This window comes from Photorhabdus cinerea, from assembly GCF_011189575.1.
Taxonomy (GTDB): Bacteria; Pseudomonadota; Gammaproteobacteria; order Enterobacterales; family Enterobacteriaceae; genus Photorhabdus; species Photorhabdus cinerea.
The window spans coordinates 94,916-112,315 of the sequence record NZ_PUJW01000011.1 but is presented as its reverse complement, the minus strand read 5'-3'; the positions used below and the strand labels follow the sequence as shown (position 1 = coordinate 112,315).

The window sequence follows — 17,400 nt, the reverse complement described above, 5'->3', positions numbered from 1 at the left end:
GTCAGTAAAATCAAGTCCTTTCTTAGCACCAGCAGCACCGACCTCTTTTATTTCTGTACCGTGTGGGACTTCCTTAGAAACAGTGAATTTATCCAGTTTCAGAACCTCACTGTCAATTTTTTCCAGATTAATTTTGATAACTTCGTTATCGTTAGCACCAACCTGAATGGTCATTTCGTTATTTTCACTTAGAACACGAACACCGTTGAACTGAGTTTGTTCAGAAATACGATCAATTTCCTTTAAACGCTCAGTAACTTCTTCCTGGATAGATTTGGTATCACTATCAGAGTTAGTTTCGTTTTTCGCCTGAACAGCCAGTTCACGAATACGTTGTAAGTTGGTGTTAATTTCGTTCAGAGCACCTTCGGTCGTCTGTGCAATAGAGATACCGTCATTAGCGTTACGTGCTGCCTGAGTCAAACCTCTAACATTTGAAGTGAAACGGTTAGCGATCGCTTGACCAGCCGCGTCATCCTTCGCGCTATTGATACGCAGACCAGAAGACAGACGCTCGATAGCGTTACCCAAAGCACCCTGGGATCTATTCAGGTTATTCTGAGTCAGCAGGGACAGGCTGTTGGTGTTGATGACTTGTGCCATAGTTAGAGTTCCTTTTTAAAATCAAGTCGATATATAAGTTTGGGGTTTACCCACGGTGTTCATCACCGCCAACAGTTTTATCGGCGTTCCTCAAAGAACCTTTAATTTTTCTTGAAAAAACTTTTTCTTTTTTATCACGTTGCCCTGATAAGCCAAACAGCGTCGGTTCTTCACGACTATTCCTACCATCAAAAAATTATTTTTATTAGTAAACTTTTCCAAAAACTTACCGATAACCGGTTCAATAAAGCTTTACTAATAAAGGAGTCAATAAATGGCTAGCATTTCTTCATTAGGCGCCGGGTCGGGGATGGATCTGGGCTCTATATTGGATAAACTTCAGGCAGCAGAACAAAAACGTTTAGTACCGCTGACACAGCAACAAACCAGTTATAAAGGTAAGCTAACCGCTTTTGGTACATTAAAAGGCAGTTTAGAAAAACTGGAAACCGCATCTGAGTCACTGAAAAAGTTCGATAAACTTAATACAACCACTGCCAGCGAAAAACATGATGCATTCGTTGCCAGTACGGATTCTAAAGCCAGCCCAGGTAACTACAGTATTGAAGTTAAACAATTGGCACAGGCACAATCATTACAGACAGAAGAAGTCAGTAATATCAAAGAGTATCTGGGTGAAACTTTGGGCGAAGGTAAAACCCGGACAATCACTATTACTCAGCCTGGTGAAAAAAAGCCGATGAAAATCGAGCTGACAGACGGACAAACATCCATTATTGAGATCCGTGATGCCATTAATAAGCAGGAAGGTAATGTCAACGCCAGTATTATTAAAGCCAAAGACGGCGAAAACTATTTAGTGCTGACGGCCAAAAAAGCGGGCACTGAATCGGTGATGACCATCACTGTTGAAGGTGATAACAAACTTATCGAGTTTCTAAACTATCCGGGTACAAAGAGTAAACTCACTCAAACAGTTGAAGCGAAAAATGCGAAATTGACCGTCAACAACATCGAAATTGAGCGTCAAACAAACCATATTACCGATGCCCCCGAAGGCGTTAAGCTGGATCTGAAAAAAACGACCGAGGATAAAGATAAACTAGGGGAACATAAGCCAGAAATTTTAGTCATATCCCGTGATATTGAACCGATGAAAGAGGCGATTAAAAACTGGGTTGATGCTTATAATGAATTACAAACGACATTTGATTCACTGACCAAATTTAAGCCCGTAAAACAGGGTGAAGAACCGTCGAAAGATAATGGCGCTTTATTAGGTGACAGCACATTACGCGGAATACAGAACCAGCTAAGAGGCCAGATTTTCAGCTCTCAGGCGGCTAATGATATTCCAACCCTGAATAAGCTGGGCATTAAACAAAAGCCTGACGGTAAGCTGGAAATTGATAACGAAAAGCTGGAAAAAAATCTAAAAGAAAAGCCGGCTAATGTGAAAGCGTTCTTTATGGGTGACGGTAAAAAAACGGGTTTTGCCACTCAGACACATAAGCTATTAAAAGATGCTCTGGATAGCCAAGGTACCTTAGTTACCGCGACTGATGGCATTAACAAGCGTCTAAAAAACCTTGAGAAACAAGTAGACAGGACGAAAGAGAATATTAACGAAACAATTGAACGTTATAAACGCCAATTTTCACAACTGGATAAAATGGTCTCTTCCTTGGGAAAAACCGGTAGCTTCCTATCACAATTACAGCAAATGAGATAATTAAAGGAAATTATGTATCAACGTTCGGCAAGTCAATTATATGCCCAGATAGATATGGAGAGCGAAATTATGAATGCCTCCCCCTATCAGTTGATTCAGATTTTGTTCAACGGGGCGCTTAGCGCCCTGCGTCGGGCAATTATTCTGATGGAACAAGGTAATATCGCGGAAAAAGGTGCAGCTATTTCCAAAGCGATCAATATCATTGATAATGGCCTTAAACAGGGGTTAGATAACGAGAAAGGCGGAGAGCTGGCACACAATCTTTCTTCCCTTTACGACTATATGACCCAACGTTTACTCTACGCTAATTTACGCAATGATGAGCCAGCCATTACCGAAGTAATAAAGTTACTCACCGAGATTTCAGACGCTTGGCGGCAAATTGGCCCTCATTACAACGCCAGTCAGGATATTGTTTAATGGATAATAAAATGGATCTTTTGTCAGCTTACCAACAGATCCTAAGTTTAAGTGAGCAAATGCTTAATTTAGCTAAAAATGAAAAATGGGATGAACTTGTTGATATGGAAATCACCTACCTCAAAGCAGTAGAAGTGATCAGCAACTCTTCAATATCATCGACGACTTCTCTTTCGTTACAGCAAAAAATGGCCAACATTTTGCAGATAATTTTAGATAATGAAAATGAGATTAAAAAACTACTACAGAAAAGACTTGATGAATTAAGTAAACTCATCAAACAAGCAAGCCAACAGCAATTATTAAATGATAGCTACGGCCAATTCCCTGTTGAACCCTACCATACTCTTATGAGCTCTACGGAACAAAAATAATTGAGAAATAAAGGTGATGTACTCTCATCACCATTATTTACTCGTTTTATGAGCTGGGTTTAGGATGTATTGATTTCAGTTCAGATTATAAGGAACAGATAAGAAATCTTGGTGATTAAATTGAGTCTATTGAACGTGAAAATTTTAACTTTCTCTTGTGTTTATTAAGGATAAATACCATTTTCCTCATAATCTTCGCAATACCCACGAAGAAAAATAACCTCTCATCAGAAAAAATGTAAATTAGATTTAACTTGTGACAGTAGATACGAAAAAAGCCGCACCAGGGTGCAGCCTTGAACTTAGAGTGTAGATTTGAATTATTTATCCTTATTCACCACTCCAAATTAAATAAAAGCGCTTAGTTTCACCTATTTGCTTTAAAATTTTGCCTAGTTTTTCAGCATCCACTCTGTGTGGATTATTGGGCGGGTCATTGTTATATAAAACACCGGATGTGGAATTTGTTATATCTGCACTCCATTCTGGGCTTGTTCCAAGATTATAGGTTATATTGTCAACTTTGACATAAAGATTTTTCTTAAATAATTCTTTCACCTTTTGAGAATTAACTTCATCAAAGGATACAGAAAAATGAATATAACCCGGATTTTCAACAGTATGGAATATTAAAATATTTTTAATATCTGTCTTATTTTGGGTAATAGTTAAAGTTCCTATGGGAGCGGCATTAGAGTCACTTATTTTATTTTCACTCAGATATCCATAATACCCAACTTTTTCATCAAACTCTGATTTAAGATCGAAAACCAACATATCATCTGACTCTGGTTCAAGCTTTACCTTATCTTCAAAAAAACTCCAGTCACAAGCCATCATATCTTCTTGCGTTGGTTGCCACGGTACAAAGTTACCGTGCTCATTGCATAGATCAATATGCGTCAAATAATCATATTTAGTGCCAACGGCAACACCATCAACAGCGTAAGCACTGCCCTCTTCTACTGTTAAATCATTCACACGAGGGGTAATAGCCAAATACATCTTTTTATCACTCCAAACAGAACGAGCGACAAGTTTGCGTAGCTTTAATTGAATCAGAGCCCAAGAAAAAGAACCAACCGGAGCGACAACACTATGACATTCATATTGCTTAGGATCAAACGGACATTCATTTTCAGGTTTCATAACTTCAGACATATTATTTCCTTATATCTATAAATAATTAAAAATTAAACCACATGATTTAACTTTTAATCTATTATTAAACATTCAGTAAATTTTTATTTATTAATGCAACCGACATAAAACTAAGATTCAATTATAACAGGATATACCGCTCATTCTCTTTATCGTTTTTTGATACTTATCAATAAGTTAAAGTTAATCTCAGACATTAGAGTTGAAAGTTATTATTCTAAACCGTGACACCTTAAATATTTTATTGACAATGAATTTTACTACTTTCCTAAAAAGGACCATTAAGATATTATCTTGACTTTCTTCTACAACATTTAATTAAATTAAATCGCTAACTACAACAAATATTTAGATTTGAAAGTGAAGATGTCATTCTCGTCAACGATCAAGATTACCACTGAGGAATAACAAAATGGGTAGCACTGAAATGTGAACAGAAATGCAATCTCAGTATGAGCTATGGATTGCCTTTCAACACAAAAGACCAGAAATAAAACCGATGGAATGTCCTGTTTGCAGCGCCGCAGAACTTATCCACGACACTCGCGATCTGTCTTATTACCTACAAGGGTGAAACTACAATTATTCCTGCGGAATCGGGACGTGTCATATGCGAAATGCGCGTATTCTCGAAGCAGGTCAACACAGCCATTGTCGATAATACAAAAGGTTTATAACTATATATATCAATAAATTAATATACCTACACCTGCATATTCATAATCTCCTGATAAGAAGCCACCAGCTTATTTCTTACCTGAACGCCCATTTGCAAAGCGATACTGGATTTTTGCATATCCACCATCACATCATTCAGTTCTACACCCGGTACACCCAGAGTAAAATCCTGAGTTTGTTTCGTGGCATGCAAACGTGTCTGATTAATTTTACCAACAGCAGCCGTCAGTTGACTGGCAAATCCCCCCTGCAATGGCATTGGTTTTGCAATGCTTGCCGCCTGTAATGCCTGAGCCTGCATCTGTTGCAGCACGCCTTCAATTGCCTGAATTGACATAAAAACCTCGTGTTAAACCACCCTATACCTTACACAATTCAATGCCATATTAACCGAAGGTTTATAGGCATATTTTCACGCTGCCACCCTAACATAGCCCCCTCAATCTAAAACGGGTAATTAACGTAAAAAGTCAGGGCTTATTGTGCCATTAAAAAATGAGTGAACAGCGAATAATGACAAGACTGGAAATAGGAAGAATTTTTTCGTTTGCGTATGGGGAGTCTGTTTTGTTACGCCACGCTTTTAGTATTCATGTTGAACAGCAAGGCAAGGATCGTCTATGAGTGCCGCAACAACCGACGTTGAAAATCAAACTAATGGTTTCAATACGATTATTAATCGGATAAAAGCTGATCCTAAAGTGCCATTATTGGTTGCAGGCAGTGCAGCCGTCGCTATTGTCATTGCCCTTTTCCTGTGGTTACGCAGCCCCGATTATCGGGTGCTTTACAGTAATCTAAGCGATAAAGACGGTGGCGATATTGTCACACAACTAACCCAGTTAAATATCCCTTACCGTTTTGCCGAAAATGGCTCTGCTATCATGATCCCTACCGAACAGGTGCATGAGACGCGGCTAAGGCTGGCACAACAAGGATTACCTAAAGGTGGAGCTGCCGGATTCGAACTACTCGATAAAGAAAAGTTCGGTATCAGCCAGTTCAGTGAACAAGTTAACTACCAAAGAGCATTGGAAGGTGAATTGTCACGGACAATTGAATCCTTAGGGCCTGTGCAAAATGCCCGTGTTCATCTTGCGCTACCCAAACCTTCTCTGTTTGTTCGTGAACAAAAATCCCCTTCCGCATCCGTTACCGTTGGATTGCTGCAAGGTCGTACACTAGATGAAGGCCAGATAAATGCCATTGTCCATATGGTCTCCAGCAGTGTCGCCGGGCTTCCGCCAAGCAATGTCACCATCGTTGATCAGACCGGACGTCTCTTGACACAAGCCGACGCTACCGGGCGCGACCTCAATACCAGTCAATTAAAATACATTCAGGAAGTGGAAAACCGTTTCCAGCACCGTATTGAGGCTATTCTGACCCCGGTTGTCGGTCGTAGTAACGTTCACGCCCAAGTGACAGCACAGGTGGACTTTTCACGCCGTGAAGAAACCGCAGAAGAATACAAACCTAATCAACCGCCTAATCAGGCAGCTGTTCGCTCAAAACAGTTAAGTGAAAGTGAGCAGAGTGGTAGCCCTCTGGTTGGCGGTGTTCCCGGTGCGCTTTCTAATCAACCAAGCCCGCCACCGAGCGCGCCGATTGACAAGCCCAATACCAAAGATAACAACAAAAACGACAAGAGCGATAAGAAATCATCATCCGCCGGTAACAGTAACGAGCGCATGGTGAACAGTAATCGCAATAACCGCCGTGACGAAACCACAAACTATGAAGTGGACCGGACTATTCGTCATGTACAACAACAAGCAGGCGGTGTTGAACGCTTGTCTGTCGCGGTTGTCGTCAATTATGTCACTGTCGATGGCAAAAATGGCCCAGAGACGCAGGCGCTGACACCAGAACAACTAGCGAAAATAGAAGCGCTGACCAGAGAAGCTATGGGCTTCTCCAAAGAACGTGGTGACAGTTTAAATGTGGTTAACACGCCATTTACTGAAAGCAAAGAAAATATCGAGGTTATTCCGGTATGGCAGAACCCTATTCTGCTGGAAAAAGCCTTTGATTTGGGTCGCTATCTGTTATTGATTCTGGTGGCATGGCTGCTGTGGCGCAAAATGGTTGTTCCTCAACTCGCCAAAAAACGTGCCGCAGAAAAAGCTGCGATTGAAGCACAAAAAGTTCAGAAAAGACAATCTACTGAATCCAATGTAGAAATGGATGAAAGAACCCGCCAGAGACTGACACGTCAACGAGTCAGTGCTGAAATTCAAAGCCAACGTATCCGCGAACTGGCAGAAAAAGATCCTCGCGTTGTAGCGCTGGTGATCCGTCAATGGATGAGTAACGAACAATGAGCCTAAACGGAACAGAAAAAAGCGCCGTCATGTTAATGACCCTGGGAGAAGATCAGGCGGCTGAGGTGTTTAAACACCTGAATTCCAGGGAAGTTCAGCAACTTAGTATCACAATGGCGGGTATGCGCCAGGTTTCCAACCAGCAATTGGTCGATGTATTGGCAGAATTTGAAGAAGATGCCGGCCAATATGCGGCACTGAGTATTAATGCCAGTGATTATCTGCGTTCGGTGCTGATTAAAGCGCTGGGTGAAGAACGTGCCTCCAGCCTGCTTGAGGATATTCTCGAATCTCGTGAAACTACCACCGGTATTGAGACCCTTAACTTTATGGAACCACAAATGGCAGCCGATATGATCCGTGAAGAGCATCCACAGATCATCGCCACCATTCTGGTTCACTTAAACCGCGGACAGGCCGCCGATATTCTCGCGCTGTTTGATGACAAATTGCGTAATGACATCATGTTGCGTATTGCCACTTTCGGCGGAGTCCAACCGGCTGCGTTGGCCGAACTGACAGAAGTACTTAATAACCTGTTAGATGGTCAAAATCTTAAGCGCAGCAAAATGGGCGGTATTCGTACCGCGGCTGAAATCATCAACCTGATGAAAAGTCAGCAGGAAGAGAATGTTATCGAAGCAATGCGCGCCTACGATAATGAACTGGCACAAAAAATCATTGATGAAATGTTCCTGTTCGAAAATCTCATTGATGTGGATGACCGCAGTATCCAGCGCCTGTTGCAGGAAATCTCTACCGACTCCCTGCTCATTGCACTGAAAGGCTGCAACCAGCAACTACGCGACCACTTCCTCAACAATATGTCTCAGCGTGCCGCAGAGATTATGCGTGACGACCTGGCAAACCGTGGTCCGGTACGCATGTCTCAAGTGGAAAGCGAACAGAAAGCCATTCTGCTTATTGTTCGTCGTCTGGCAGAAAGCGGTGAGATTATCCTGAATGGCGGCGACGATAGCTATGTCTGATAAGTTGAACAATGCCGGCTGGCAGCCATGGAAACCCAATGAACTCACACAATGGGAGAAACTGCGAGCTAAACCAGAGCCCACTGACGACCCACAGGAAACCGCTGAGCGTGATGAAATCCTTCAGCAAGCGGCGATGCTGGACAACCTGAAAGAACAAGCGCGACAAGCAGGCCATGAACAAGGATTTGTCGAAGGTCAGGCTCAAGGCTATGAAAAAGGTTATCAGGCCGGCTTAGAAGCCGGTCTGGAACAGGGATTGCAAGATGCAAACCAGCAGCAACAACCCATTACAGAACAGTGGCAAAATATGCTGGCGGATTTCCAGCATTCACTTGAAGGTCTCGATACCATTATTGCATCTCGTTTGATGCAGCTATCACTGACCGCCGCAAAACAGATCTTAGGACAACCGGCGATTTGTGATGGTACTGCCCTGCTCAATCAGATCCGTGAATTTATCCAACAGGAACCGATGTTCAGCGGTAAACCGCAACTTCGGGTTCATCCACAAGATATTCCAATGGTTGAGAAACAACTGGGAAACACGCTTTCACTACACGGTTGGCGTTTACTGGCAGATAACAAACTTCACCCTGGTGGTTGCAAAATCAGTGCCGATGAAGGCGATTTGGATGCCAGCCTAGCGACACGCTGGCATGAATTATGCCGGTTGGCTGCACCGGGAGAATTGTAATGACGGCAAGACTCGGACGTTGGTTAGCAACGCTGGATGCCTTTGAGAAAAAGCTAGAGAAAACTTCGCCGGTTCGTCGTTATGGGCGTCTGACCAGAGCAACAGGGCTGGTCATGGAGGCAACAGGCTTACATCTGCCTCTGGGAGCGACATGTCTGATTGAGCGGCAAAATGGCGGCAATATTGAAGAAGTTGAAAGTGAAGTCGTTGGTTTTAACGGCGACAAGCTTTTATTGATGCCTCTTGAAGATCTGGAAGGTATTGTACCCGGCGCCCGTGTTTATGCCCGTCCATACAGCGGCGAAGATTGCAGTAGTGGACGCCAGTTACCGCTTGGCCCGGAACTGCTGGGACGGGTGTTAGATGGTGCTGGCCGCCCACTGGATGGTTTCCCTTCACCGGATACCGGCTATCGCGCACCACTGACCACACCGCCAATTAACCCGCTGCAACGCACGCCGATCAGCGAAGTATTGGATGTCGGCGTACGGGCGATCAATGCCCTCCTCACGGTAGGACGCGGGCAACGTATGGGCCTGTTTGCCGGTTCTGGCGTGGGTAAAAGTGTTCTGCTTGGCATGATGGCACGTTATACACAGGCAGATGTGATTGTCGTTGGCTTGATCGGTGAACGTGGCCGCGAAGTTAAAGACTTCATTGAAAACATCCTTGGCGCGGCAGGCTTAGCTCGCTCAGTAGTTGTCGCCGCACCTGCCGATATCTCACCATTGTTGCGTATGCAAGGCGCATCCTACGCTACCCGTATCGCTGAAGATTTTCGAGACCGGGGTAAGCATGTATTGCTGATTATGGATTCATTGACCCGCTACAGTATGGCGCAACGTGAAATTGCATTAGCAATTGGTGAGCCACCGGCAACCAAAGGTTATCCCCCTTCAGTTTTCGCCAAACTTCCAGCGCTGGTGGAACGTGCCGGGAATGGTGTTAACGGCGGTGGCTCGATTACCGCGTTTTACACCGTACTGACCGAAGGTGATGATCAGCAAGACCCAATAGCCGATGCTGCCAGGGCCATTCTGGATGGCCACATTGTGCTTTCCCGTTCGCTCGCAGAATCAGGGCACTACCCAGCAATTGATATTGAAGCCTCTATCAGCCGCGCCATGACGTCATTAATTGATAAACACCATTACCGACAGGTACAGCAATTCAAACAACTGCTCGCAAGTTATCAGCGTAACCGTGACTTAATTAATGTTGGCGCCTATGCAGCGGGCAGTGATTCGCTCCTGGACAAAGCAATTGAACTTTATCCCTACATGGCACAATTTCTACAACAGGATATTGAAGAGCGTAGCGAATATGAAGCTGCCTGTACTCAACTACAACAGTTGTTGCCCATGTAACGTAACAATTTTCCGTCTGTTGCCATTAAAGCGAGGAATAAGATGCAGCAACAATCACCTCTCATGACCTTGCGTGAACTTGCACAAAATGCAGTGGAAAAAGCGGCCACTCACCTTGCACAGGTTCGTCAGAACCATCAGCAAATGGAGCAACAACTTGCAACATTGATAGGTTATCAAGATGAGTACCGGATACGCCTGAACGACACGCTAAGTAGCGGTATGCCGTGCACAACCTGGCAAAACTATCAGCAATTCATGAAGACGCTGGAAAAGGCGATTGAACAGCACAAATTGCAGCTTAATCAATGGCAACAGCGGCTTGATACGGCGTTATCACAGTGGAGAGAAAAACAACAGCGTCTCAATGCCTTTGATACTTTGCAACAACGGGCAGATAACAACCGAAGATTACATCAGAACCGAACGGAACAAAAACAAATGGATGAGTATGCCCAACGTAGTGCACAATGGAGAAATAAATAATGAATATCACTCTTTTGCCTGCTGACCTGAAACCGGCAGAAAACCAGCAAATGTGCAGTGATTCACTCACTGACTCCGAGCAACCTTCGGCTTTTGCTCAATTTCTTAATCTGGAGACCGAACCGGCACAGAAAGGTATGGTCAAACCGGGAAAAGTATCATCTAAAGAAGGAAAAGAGATCACGGATGATACCAATAGCAGTTTATTACCCTTGTTATCTATCTCCCCTGAAATGCCAGCGGAATCTATTAACTCCTCACTGACTCCCCTTGATGTGAAAGCAGAAGTAAACAAACAACCGGTTCTTGCTGATGAAAAACTCATGTCAGCAGAAGAATTGGCGGCAAGTTTACCCGTGCAATTATCCGGGTTAGCTATCAGCTCAGAAAACCAGAAAAGTAGCCTCCTCCAGCCCGACGGGCTTATCAAGCATAATGATAAAAACCGTCAAATTACTGCTAAAGAATTAGTCGTTACGGGCTTATCGACTGAGGAAAATCCTCTGACAGCGATTCCAGAACAGCTAAAACAGGAAGAAGAAAAAGCGGAAGTGCTTTTTAAAATCAAACCTGAAAACGGACTGGTGCAACATTCGCCAGTAAAACCCAAGCTTACCCCGGCAACTATTCAGCACGGAATTCAACCTGAAAGTACAACGCAAAATCATCCACGTGAATCCGTACTGATTCAGACCATCGCTCAAGCTGAGATCCAACCCGCGCCGACCACCACTGAAAATCAACAAACCGGGCAAATCTCCTCTGTAACAACCTCTCCCCTGCTCTCCGCAGGGCATAATCAGACAGCCCAGTTTCAATTATCCAGTGCTTCAACACCTTTGCTGAATGCTCAGTTGGGTAGTGAAGAGTGGCAGCAACAATTAAACCAGCAAATCATATTGTTTAACCGCAACGGCCTGCAACAGGCAGAACTACGCTTGCATCCACAAGAACTGGGCGCATTACAAATCCGTATGTCTGTCGAAGATAATCAGGCCCAATTACATCTGGCATCGGCTCACAGCCATGTCCGAGCTGCTCTGGAAGCGGCATTACCTGGCCTTCGTCATGCTTTAGCAGAAAGTGGTATTCAACTGACTCAAAGCAGTGTCAGCAGTGACAGCTCCAACCCGTGGCAACAAGGACAACGATCTGGTTCACAAAATTCCGGCAACGGCAGAGGCCATAACGCTAACACCTCACCAGAAACCCTTTCTGCTACAGAATCCACCATAAATTTAACACCTCATCAACTGGCATCCGTCCGGGGAGGTGTGGATATTTTCGCCTGATGGTGGAAAGTATTTATACCCAATAGATTTCAATTTGCAGCGCGGCGGCAAGTGAACGCCTCCCCAAGAGCATAGATAACGATGTGACTGGGGTAAGTGAAAGCAGCCAACAAAGTAGCAACTTGAAAGATGAAGGTTATCAACAAGGTTCACAACAAACGAACGAGTTAGTGGTTTTTTCCCCGTTTGTTCCGGCTATTGCCAGCGAAAATACGCGGGATAATTACTACCGATATTGATGGATTAAGCAAGTCCGCCACGGAATGAGTGGACACTTGTCCGCAACGAAAACAGGAATTTGTCTGTCCATGTCTGACTATAGCTACGAGCGTAAACGCAAAAATCCATTTTGGATGATACTGTTAGTACTGATTGCCGTTATCGGTGCCGCCATCGGGGGATACAGTTGGTGGGCACTAAAACAGGCAGGAGAGAGTGACTCTGTGGCATCAAAAACCATAGCAGTCCCTGTATTTATGGCTCTGGAGCCTTTTACCGTTAATCTGATCGACAACGAAGATCACTTTGACCGTGTGCTCTATATCGGTGTGACTTTACGTTTAGCCGATGAAAAAACCCGCCAGCGCTTCCACGAGTATCTACCGGAAATTCGTAGCCGTATGTTGTTACTACTATCACGCCAGAAATCAGCAGAGCTGGCTCATGACAACGGCAAACTGCGTTTGATGACCGATATCAAGCAAACACTTAGCCCAACATTGGTACCCGGTGAGCCGGATCAGGTTATCACCGATGTACTGTTCACCACGTTTATTCTGCGATAATCAGCATGAGTGACAATATTCTTTCACAGGCAGAGATTGATGCTCTGCTCAATGGCGACAGTGCCAGTGACGATACGGAAAATACTGCGTCCGGGGAAAATGAGGTTCGTCCTTATGATCCTAATACACAACGCCGCGTTGTCCGAGAACGCCTGCAAGCACTGGAAATTATTAATGAACGCTTTGCCCGTCATTTCAGGATGGGGTTGTTTAACATGCTCCGCCGGAGTCCGGACATTACGGTCGGTGCAATAAAAATTCAGCCTTATCATGAATTTGCCCGTAATCTGGCGGTACCGACCAACCTTAATCTGGTTCATCTGAAACCATTGCGAGGAACAGCGTTATTTGCATTTGCGCCAAGTCTGGTTTACATCGCCGTAGATAACCTGTTCGGTGGTGATGGGCGTTTCCCGACCAAAGTAGAAGGTCGTGAGTTCACGCATACCGAACAACGGGTGATTAACCGGATGCTACGGATGGCGTTGGATTCCTATCGTGATGCGTGGGATTCCATTTTCAAAATTGAAGTGGAATATGTGCGCTCTGAAATGCAGGTGAAATTCACCAACATCACCACATCGCCGAACGATATTGTTGTTACAACACCGTTTCAGGTGGAAATCGGGGCGCTGAGCGGTGAATTTAACATCTGTATTCCATTTGCCATGATCGAACCATTACGGGAACGCCTAACCAACCCACCGCTGGAAAATGTCCGGCAGGAAGACAGTCTATGGCGGGAAAGCCTGGTAAAACAGGTTCAGCACTCAGAACTGGAACTGGTCGCTAACTTTGCAGATATCCCGTTGAGGTTGTCAAAAATCCTGCAACTTCAGCCGGGCGATATATTGCCTATTGATAAACCCGAACGCCTGATCGTTCACGTTGACGGTGTGCCTGTGCTCACCAGCCAATACGGAACATTAAACGGGCAATACGCCCTGCGTGTCGAACATCTTATTAACCCTGTTTTAAATGCTCTGGATGAGGAACAGCCCAATGAGTGATGCTAAGCAACCCACAGATACCGCTGCAACCGGATCTGCCGAAGATATGTGGGCAGAAGCTCTGGAACAACAGGCCGCACAACAACAAACCTCTGACAGTAACGCGGCGATTTTTGAATCTCTGGAGCCTCAGGATGCACTGGCTCACTTATCGGATATTGACCTGATTTTAGATATTCCGGTCAAATTATCCGTAGAACTGGGCCGGACAAAAATGACGATTAAACAACTGCTAAGATTATCTCAAGGCTCAGTTGTTTCTCTTGATGGTCTTGCTGGAGAACCGTTGGATATTTTAATCAACGGATACCTGATTGCTCAGGGTGAAGTGGTGGTTGTATCGGATAAATACGGTATCCGTATCACCGATATCATTACACCTTCTGAACGTATGCGTCGCCTGAGTCGCTAACATGGCTTTCCAGCCTTCTCTGCATAATGGCGCGACAGAACCTGTCGCGCAAACTCAAGCTGTTACTCAGGTAGCAACCTCCTCTCCACTTCCCGCTGGTCAAACACTGATGCAAGTCAGCAGTGCGCTGGCGGGAGTTTTGCTGTTGATTTTCACCATTACCTGGTTAATACGCCGTATGGGGCTAATTCCCGGCAAAGGAAAAACTCAGCAACAATTGAGTATCAAAGCCAGTTGCTCTCTTGGGCAACGTGAACGTGTCGTTATTGTGGAAGTCGAAAATGACTGGCTGATATTGGGTGTGACTGCCCAGCAAATTAATTTGTTACATCAAATGCCAATACCTGAATCCAGCCGCAACAACACTGAAAAACAATCCGTAAAACCAGCACTGTTTGGTCAGATTTTAAAAAATACGCTGATGCGCCAGGGCAAGGATGATGAAAAAAAGTAATTCTTTCTTTATGACTAACCATAAATTTGCGTTGTCATGGCGTCTGGCGATTACACTCACTGCGCTTATTTTACCCATGGATGTCGCGGCACAACTGCCAGGGATTATCAGTCAACCACTCGCCAATGGTGGACAAAGCTGGTCACTGCCGGTTCAGACGTTAGTTTTTATTACAGCACTGGGTTTTATCCCCGCTGCTTTGCTAATGATGACCAGTTTTACCCGTATTATTATCGTACTGGGTTTACTGCGAAATGCTTTAGGCACGCCATCGGCGCCACCTAATCAGGTCTTACTGGGGCTGACTTTATTTATGACATTTTTCATTATGTCACCGGTTTTCGATAAAGTTTATCAGGATGCTTATCTGCCTTTTAGTGAAGATAAAATCAGCCTGGAAACCGCTTTAGAAAATGGCGCCAAACCATTGCGGCAATTTATGTTGCGTCAAACAAGGGAAAACGATTTAGCCCTGTTTGCTCGTCTTGCCGATCAACCGCCGTTTGAAACAGCAGATTCCGTTCCTATGCGAGTCCTGATGCCGGCATTTATTACCAGTGAGCTAAAAACCGCGTTCCAGATTGGTTTTACCCTGTTTATCCCATTTCTGATTATCGACTTAGTAGTCGCCAGTGTTTTGATGGCATTGGGGATGATGATGGTGCCCCCCGCCACCATCTCATTGCCTTTTAAACTTATGTTGTTTGTATTGGTTGACGGTTGGCAATTACTACTGGGTTCTCTGGCACAAAGTTTCTACGGTTGACCTAAAAAGAGACAAATATTATGACTCCTGAATCGGTAATGGCATTGGGCACAGAGGCAATGGAAGTCGCACTGGCGCTGGCGGCGCCACTGCTTTTAGCGGCTTTATTATGTGGTTTAATTGTGAGCTTATTACAAGCCGCGACACAGGTTAACGAAATGACGCTATCATTTATTCCCAAAATTCTGGCGGTATTTGTCACAACTGTTATCGCAGGTCCCTGGATGCTGAATTTGTTTCTGGACTACATGCGTGAACTCTACAGCAGCATCCCCGTGATAATTGGCTGATTATGATCTCCTTTGACAGTGAAATGCTGATCCAGTTTGTCAGTGAATTTTTCTGGCCACTAGTTCGGGTACTTGCGTTGTTCAGTACTGCACCATTATTCAGTGAAAAACAGGCCACCAAGAAAGTCAGAATCGGGTTGGCCGTGATGATAACGCTGCTCTTGATGCCAAACCTGCAACCAGCCCAAGTCCCCATTTTCTCTGTCGCAGCATTTTGGGTGATGGTCCAGCAAATTCTGATTGGTGCATCACTCGGCCTTACTATGCAAATTGCTTTTGCCGCCGTGCGCCATGCCGGTGAAATAATTGGTTTACAAATGGGACTTTCATTCGCCACCTTTTTTGATCCCTCTGGCGGCCCCAATATGCCTATTTTGGCACGAATCTTTAACCTATTGACCTTACTGTTATTTCTGGCTTTCGACGGTCATCTGTGGTTATTATCAGTTCTGGCAGATACATTTCAGGTTATTCCAGTACAACCATTGCAACTGAGCGCTCAAGGATTTCTACTTCTGGCACAAAGCGCCAGTATGATATTTATCAACGGCATGATGCTAGCTTTACCATTGATCACGCTATTATTAACATTGAATTTATCATTGGGGATTTTAAATCGAATGACACCACAACTTTCCATCTTTGTGGTTGGTTTTCCATTAACACTCACCACCGGTATATTAGTACTGACGCTTTTAATCCCTATGTTAGCGCCATTTACTGAACGTATGTTTAGTGAATTATTTAATCGACTGGCAGTAATTATCAGTGGAATGGTTATTTGAAGACATTTTTTAAACCGAAATTAATCTAAAAAAACCATAAGTATTCTATACGGCATAAATCGTACTGCTTTATACTATAAAGTCTTACCGATAAATAAAATAAAATCGCATTTTAGTTATATAATAGGCTTTTAACAACAGCTAAAATCTTATTTTCGGCGATATTATTCACACAAAAAAAATAGCTAATGGGACAAGGGCAATAAGCCAATGAATATAGAACAAGAGTTATATAATGCTACGGTTAGCTTAATTGAGAAACGATACCCCAAAGGATGGGGTGGTGCAGCCGCAGTACGGACAACATCGGGTAAAATATTAACCAGCATTGCCCCTGATACCAAAAATGACGCGTTATCTCTTTGTATGGAAGTTGGCGCTTATCTAGAAGCCCATAAACTGAATGAAGCAGTAACACACTCTTTATGTCTCTGTCGTGAAGATGCTGGTTGTGAATATATCATTTTGACACCATGCGGAATCTGTCAAGAACGCCTGGTTCATTGGGGTGGCTCCGTAAAAGCGGCTGTGACTAATGAGAAAAACGAGCTGTTATTTAAAACCATACGTGAATTGCAACCTTATCATTGGTCATCCGTTAATGGAGAAACGTTGTAATTTTAATTAATTATTTTCATTTGGTTATTCTGCTTTATTCCTGAGTATTAACTATTGCTAGTGGTTAATACTTGGTTATTTAATAAAATTATATTTAATTAAAAACAAAACTTCTATATTTTAATAAAACAACAATAACTCAATCATCAAAACACATTAATTTATAATCCATCAAATCATCATTACTTTTATA

General features: G+C 43.8%; 20 protein-coding genes and 1 pseudogene. 18 read left to right on the top strand and 3 right to left on the bottom strand.

Features of this window, described 5'->3' with window-relative positions:
* Positions 1-98: 98 nt before the first annotated feature.
* Positions 99-603 (bottom strand): annotated as a pseudogene (locus C5469_RS24475) (flagellin N-terminal helical domain-containing protein); the annotation flags it as partial.
* Between the two features lie 274 nt (positions 604-877).
* On the opposite strand from C5469_RS24475, the gene fliD reads away from it, so the two are divergent.
* The 3 genes from fliD to fliT are packed head-to-tail and all read left to right on the top strand — an operon-like array spanning position 878 to position 3,093.
* Positions 878-2,296: a flagellar filament capping protein FliD gene (gene fliD / locus C5469_RS12355; protein WP_166306806.1), complete on the top strand. Its 1,419-nt coding sequence runs from the start codon at positions 878-880 to the stop codon at positions 2,294-2,296.
* Positions 2,297-2,308: 12 nt separating this feature from the next.
* Positions 2,309-2,719, top strand: a complete 411-nt coding sequence (gene fliS, locus C5469_RS12350; protein WP_166306803.1) for a flagellar export chaperone FliS — start codon at positions 2,309-2,311, stop codon at positions 2,717-2,719.
* Entirely contained in the window at positions 2,719-3,093 is a 375-nt protein-coding gene (gene fliT / locus C5469_RS12345) for a flagella biosynthesis regulatory protein FliT (protein WP_166306800.1), read from the top strand. The genes fliS and fliT overlap by 1 nt, the downstream gene beginning before the upstream one ends.
* 330 nt (positions 3,094-3,423) lie before the next feature.
* On the opposite strand, the gene C5469_RS12340 is transcribed toward fliT, so the two are convergent.
* Both C5469_RS12340 and fliE read right to left on the bottom strand, forming a co-directional pair.
* Complete coding sequence (locus tag C5469_RS12340; protein ID WP_166306797.1) at positions 3,424-4,254, bottom strand: DUF2829 domain-containing protein; 831 nt, start codon at positions 4,252-4,254, stop codon at positions 3,424-3,426.
* Positions 4,255-4,957: 703 nt separating this feature from the next.
* The gene (gene fliE / locus C5469_RS12335; RefSeq protein ID WP_166306794.1) at positions 4,958-5,269 is read right to left on the bottom strand and encodes a flagellar hook-basal body complex protein FliE; all 312 of its coding nucleotides are present in this window, start codon (positions 5,267-5,269) and stop codon (positions 4,958-4,960) included.
* Positions 5,270-5,552: 283 nt separating this feature from the next.
* Between fliE and fliF the strand changes: the two genes are divergently transcribed.
* The 15 genes from fliF (at position 5,553) to C5469_RS12260 (ending at position 17,207) form a co-directional block, all read left to right on the top strand.
* Positions 5,553-7,256, top strand: coding sequence for a flagellar basal-body MS-ring/collar protein FliF (fliF, locus tag C5469_RS12330; protein WP_166306791.1), 1,704 nt, complete (start codon positions 5,553-5,555; stop codon positions 7,254-7,256).
* A complete protein-coding gene (gene fliG, locus C5469_RS12325) occupies positions 7,253-8,245 on the top strand; it encodes a flagellar motor switch protein FliG (RefSeq protein ID WP_054478139.1) in 993 nt (330 codons plus the stop codon). Before fliF ends, fliG begins: the two co-directional genes overlap by 4 nt.
* Positions 8,238-8,942: a flagellar assembly protein FliH gene (fliH, locus tag C5469_RS12320; protein ID WP_166306788.1), complete on the top strand. Its 705-nt coding sequence runs from the start codon at positions 8,238-8,240 to the stop codon at positions 8,940-8,942. Before fliG ends, fliH begins: the two co-directional genes overlap by 8 nt.
* Entirely contained in the window at positions 8,942-10,309 is a 1,368-nt protein-coding gene (fliI, locus tag C5469_RS12315) for a flagellar protein export ATPase FliI (RefSeq protein ID WP_166306785.1), read from the top strand. The genes fliH and fliI overlap by 1 nt, the downstream gene beginning before the upstream one ends.
* A gap of 42 nt (positions 10,310-10,351) precedes the next feature.
* The gene (gene fliJ / locus C5469_RS12310; protein ID WP_166306782.1) at positions 10,352-10,795 is read left to right on the top strand and encodes a flagellar export protein FliJ; all 444 of its coding nucleotides are present in this window, start codon (positions 10,352-10,354) and stop codon (positions 10,793-10,795) included.
* On the top strand, positions 10,795-12,087 hold the full coding sequence (locus tag C5469_RS12305; protein ID WP_166306779.1) for a flagellar hook-length control protein FliK: 1,293 nt from the start codon (positions 10,795-10,797) through the stop codon (positions 12,085-12,087). Before fliJ ends, C5469_RS12305 begins: the two co-directional genes overlap by 1 nt.
* An 83-nt stretch (positions 12,088-12,170) precedes the next feature.
* Positions 12,171-12,326 carry a hypothetical protein gene (locus C5469_RS12300; RefSeq protein ID WP_166306776.1) on the top strand — a complete coding sequence of 52 codons (156 nt, stop codon included), beginning with the start codon at positions 12,171-12,173 and terminating at the stop codon, positions 12,324-12,326.
* A gap of 69 nt (positions 12,327-12,395) precedes the next feature.
* Positions 12,396-12,872 (top strand): flagellar basal body-associated protein FliL, encoded by a 477-nt coding sequence (gene fliL / locus C5469_RS12295; RefSeq protein ID WP_166307051.1) that lies wholly within the window; start codon positions 12,396-12,398, stop codon positions 12,870-12,872.
* Positions 12,873-12,877: 5 nt separating this feature from the next.
* The gene (gene fliM / locus C5469_RS12290; RefSeq protein ID WP_166306773.1) at positions 12,878-13,882 is read left to right on the top strand and encodes a flagellar motor switch protein FliM; all 1,005 of its coding nucleotides are present in this window, start codon (positions 12,878-12,880) and stop codon (positions 13,880-13,882) included.
* A complete protein-coding gene (gene fliN, locus C5469_RS12285; protein ID WP_054478126.1) occupies positions 13,875-14,294 on the top strand; it encodes a flagellar motor switch protein FliN in 420 nt (139 codons plus the stop codon). Before fliM ends, fliN begins: the two co-directional genes overlap by 8 nt.
* A 1-nt stretch (position 14,295) precedes the next feature.
* Complete coding sequence (gene fliO / locus C5469_RS12280) at positions 14,296-14,748, top strand: flagellar biosynthetic protein FliO (protein WP_242689456.1); 453 nt, start codon at positions 14,296-14,298, stop codon at positions 14,746-14,748.
* 76 nt (positions 14,749-14,824) lie between these two features.
* Positions 14,825-15,514: a flagellar type III secretion system pore protein FliP gene (fliP, locus tag C5469_RS12275; protein WP_166306994.1), complete on the top strand. Its 690-nt coding sequence runs from the start codon at positions 14,825-14,827 to the stop codon at positions 15,512-15,514.
* A gap of 20 nt (positions 15,515-15,534) precedes the next feature.
* Entirely contained in the window at positions 15,535-15,804 is a 270-nt protein-coding gene (fliQ, locus tag C5469_RS12270; RefSeq protein WP_054478125.1) for a flagellar biosynthesis protein FliQ, read from the top strand.
* 2 nt (positions 15,805-15,806) lie between these two features.
* A complete protein-coding gene (gene fliR / locus C5469_RS12265; RefSeq protein WP_166306770.1) occupies positions 15,807-16,589 on the top strand; it encodes a flagellar biosynthetic protein FliR in 783 nt (260 codons plus the stop codon).
* Between the two features lie 210 nt (positions 16,590-16,799).
* Positions 16,800-17,207 carry a cytidine deaminase gene (locus C5469_RS12260; protein ID WP_166306767.1) on the top strand — a complete coding sequence of 136 codons (408 nt, stop codon included), beginning with the start codon at positions 16,800-16,802 and terminating at the stop codon, positions 17,205-17,207.
* Positions 17,208-17,400: the final 193 nt, after the last annotated feature.

Coding starts and splice junctions, on each gene's coding strand:
- fliD (WP_166306806.1), top strand. CDS start 878: ATGGCTAGCATTTCTTCATTAGGCGCCGGGTCGGGGATGGATCTGGGC.
- fliS (WP_166306803.1), top strand. CDS start 2,309: ATGTATCAACGTTCGGCAAGTCAATTATATGCCCAGATAGATATGGAG.
- fliT (WP_166306800.1), top strand. CDS start 2,719: ATGGATAATAAAATGGATCTTTTGTCAGCTTACCAACAGATCCTAAGT.
- C5469_RS12340 (WP_166306797.1), bottom strand. CDS start 4,254: ATGTCTGAAGTTATGAAACCTGAAAATGAATGTCCGTTTGATCCTAAG.
- fliE (WP_166306794.1), bottom strand. CDS start 5,269: ATGTCAATTCAGGCAATTGAAGGCGTGCTGCAACAGATGCAGGCTCAG.
- fliF (WP_166306791.1), top strand. CDS start 5,553: ATGAGTGCCGCAACAACCGACGTTGAAAATCAAACTAATGGTTTCAAT.
- fliG (WP_054478139.1), top strand. CDS start 7,253: ATGAGCCTAAACGGAACAGAAAAAAGCGCCGTCATGTTAATGACCCTG.
- fliH (WP_166306788.1), top strand. CDS start 8,238: ATGTCTGATAAGTTGAACAATGCCGGCTGGCAGCCATGGAAACCCAAT.
- fliI (WP_166306785.1), top strand. CDS start 8,942: ATGACGGCAAGACTCGGACGTTGGTTAGCAACGCTGGATGCCTTTGAG.
- fliJ (WP_166306782.1), top strand. CDS start 10,352: ATGCAGCAACAATCACCTCTCATGACCTTGCGTGAACTTGCACAAAAT.
- C5469_RS12305 (WP_166306779.1), top strand. CDS start 10,795: ATGAATATCACTCTTTTGCCTGCTGACCTGAAACCGGCAGAAAACCAG.
- fliL (WP_166307051.1), top strand. CDS start 12,396: ATGTCTGACTATAGCTACGAGCGTAAACGCAAAAATCCATTTTGGATG.
- fliM (WP_166306773.1), top strand. CDS start 12,878: ATGAGTGACAATATTCTTTCACAGGCAGAGATTGATGCTCTGCTCAAT.
- fliN (WP_054478126.1), top strand. CDS start 13,875: ATGAGTGATGCTAAGCAACCCACAGATACCGCTGCAACCGGATCTGCC.
- fliO (WP_242689456.1), top strand. CDS start 14,296: ATGGCTTTCCAGCCTTCTCTGCATAATGGCGCGACAGAACCTGTCGCG.
- fliP (WP_166306994.1), top strand. CDS start 14,825: ATGGATGTCGCGGCACAACTGCCAGGGATTATCAGTCAACCACTCGCC.
- fliQ (WP_054478125.1), top strand. CDS start 15,535: ATGACTCCTGAATCGGTAATGGCATTGGGCACAGAGGCAATGGAAGTC.
- fliR (WP_166306770.1), top strand. CDS start 15,807: ATGATCTCCTTTGACAGTGAAATGCTGATCCAGTTTGTCAGTGAATTT.
- C5469_RS12260 (WP_166306767.1), top strand. CDS start 16,800: ATGAATATAGAACAAGAGTTATATAATGCTACGGTTAGCTTAATTGAG.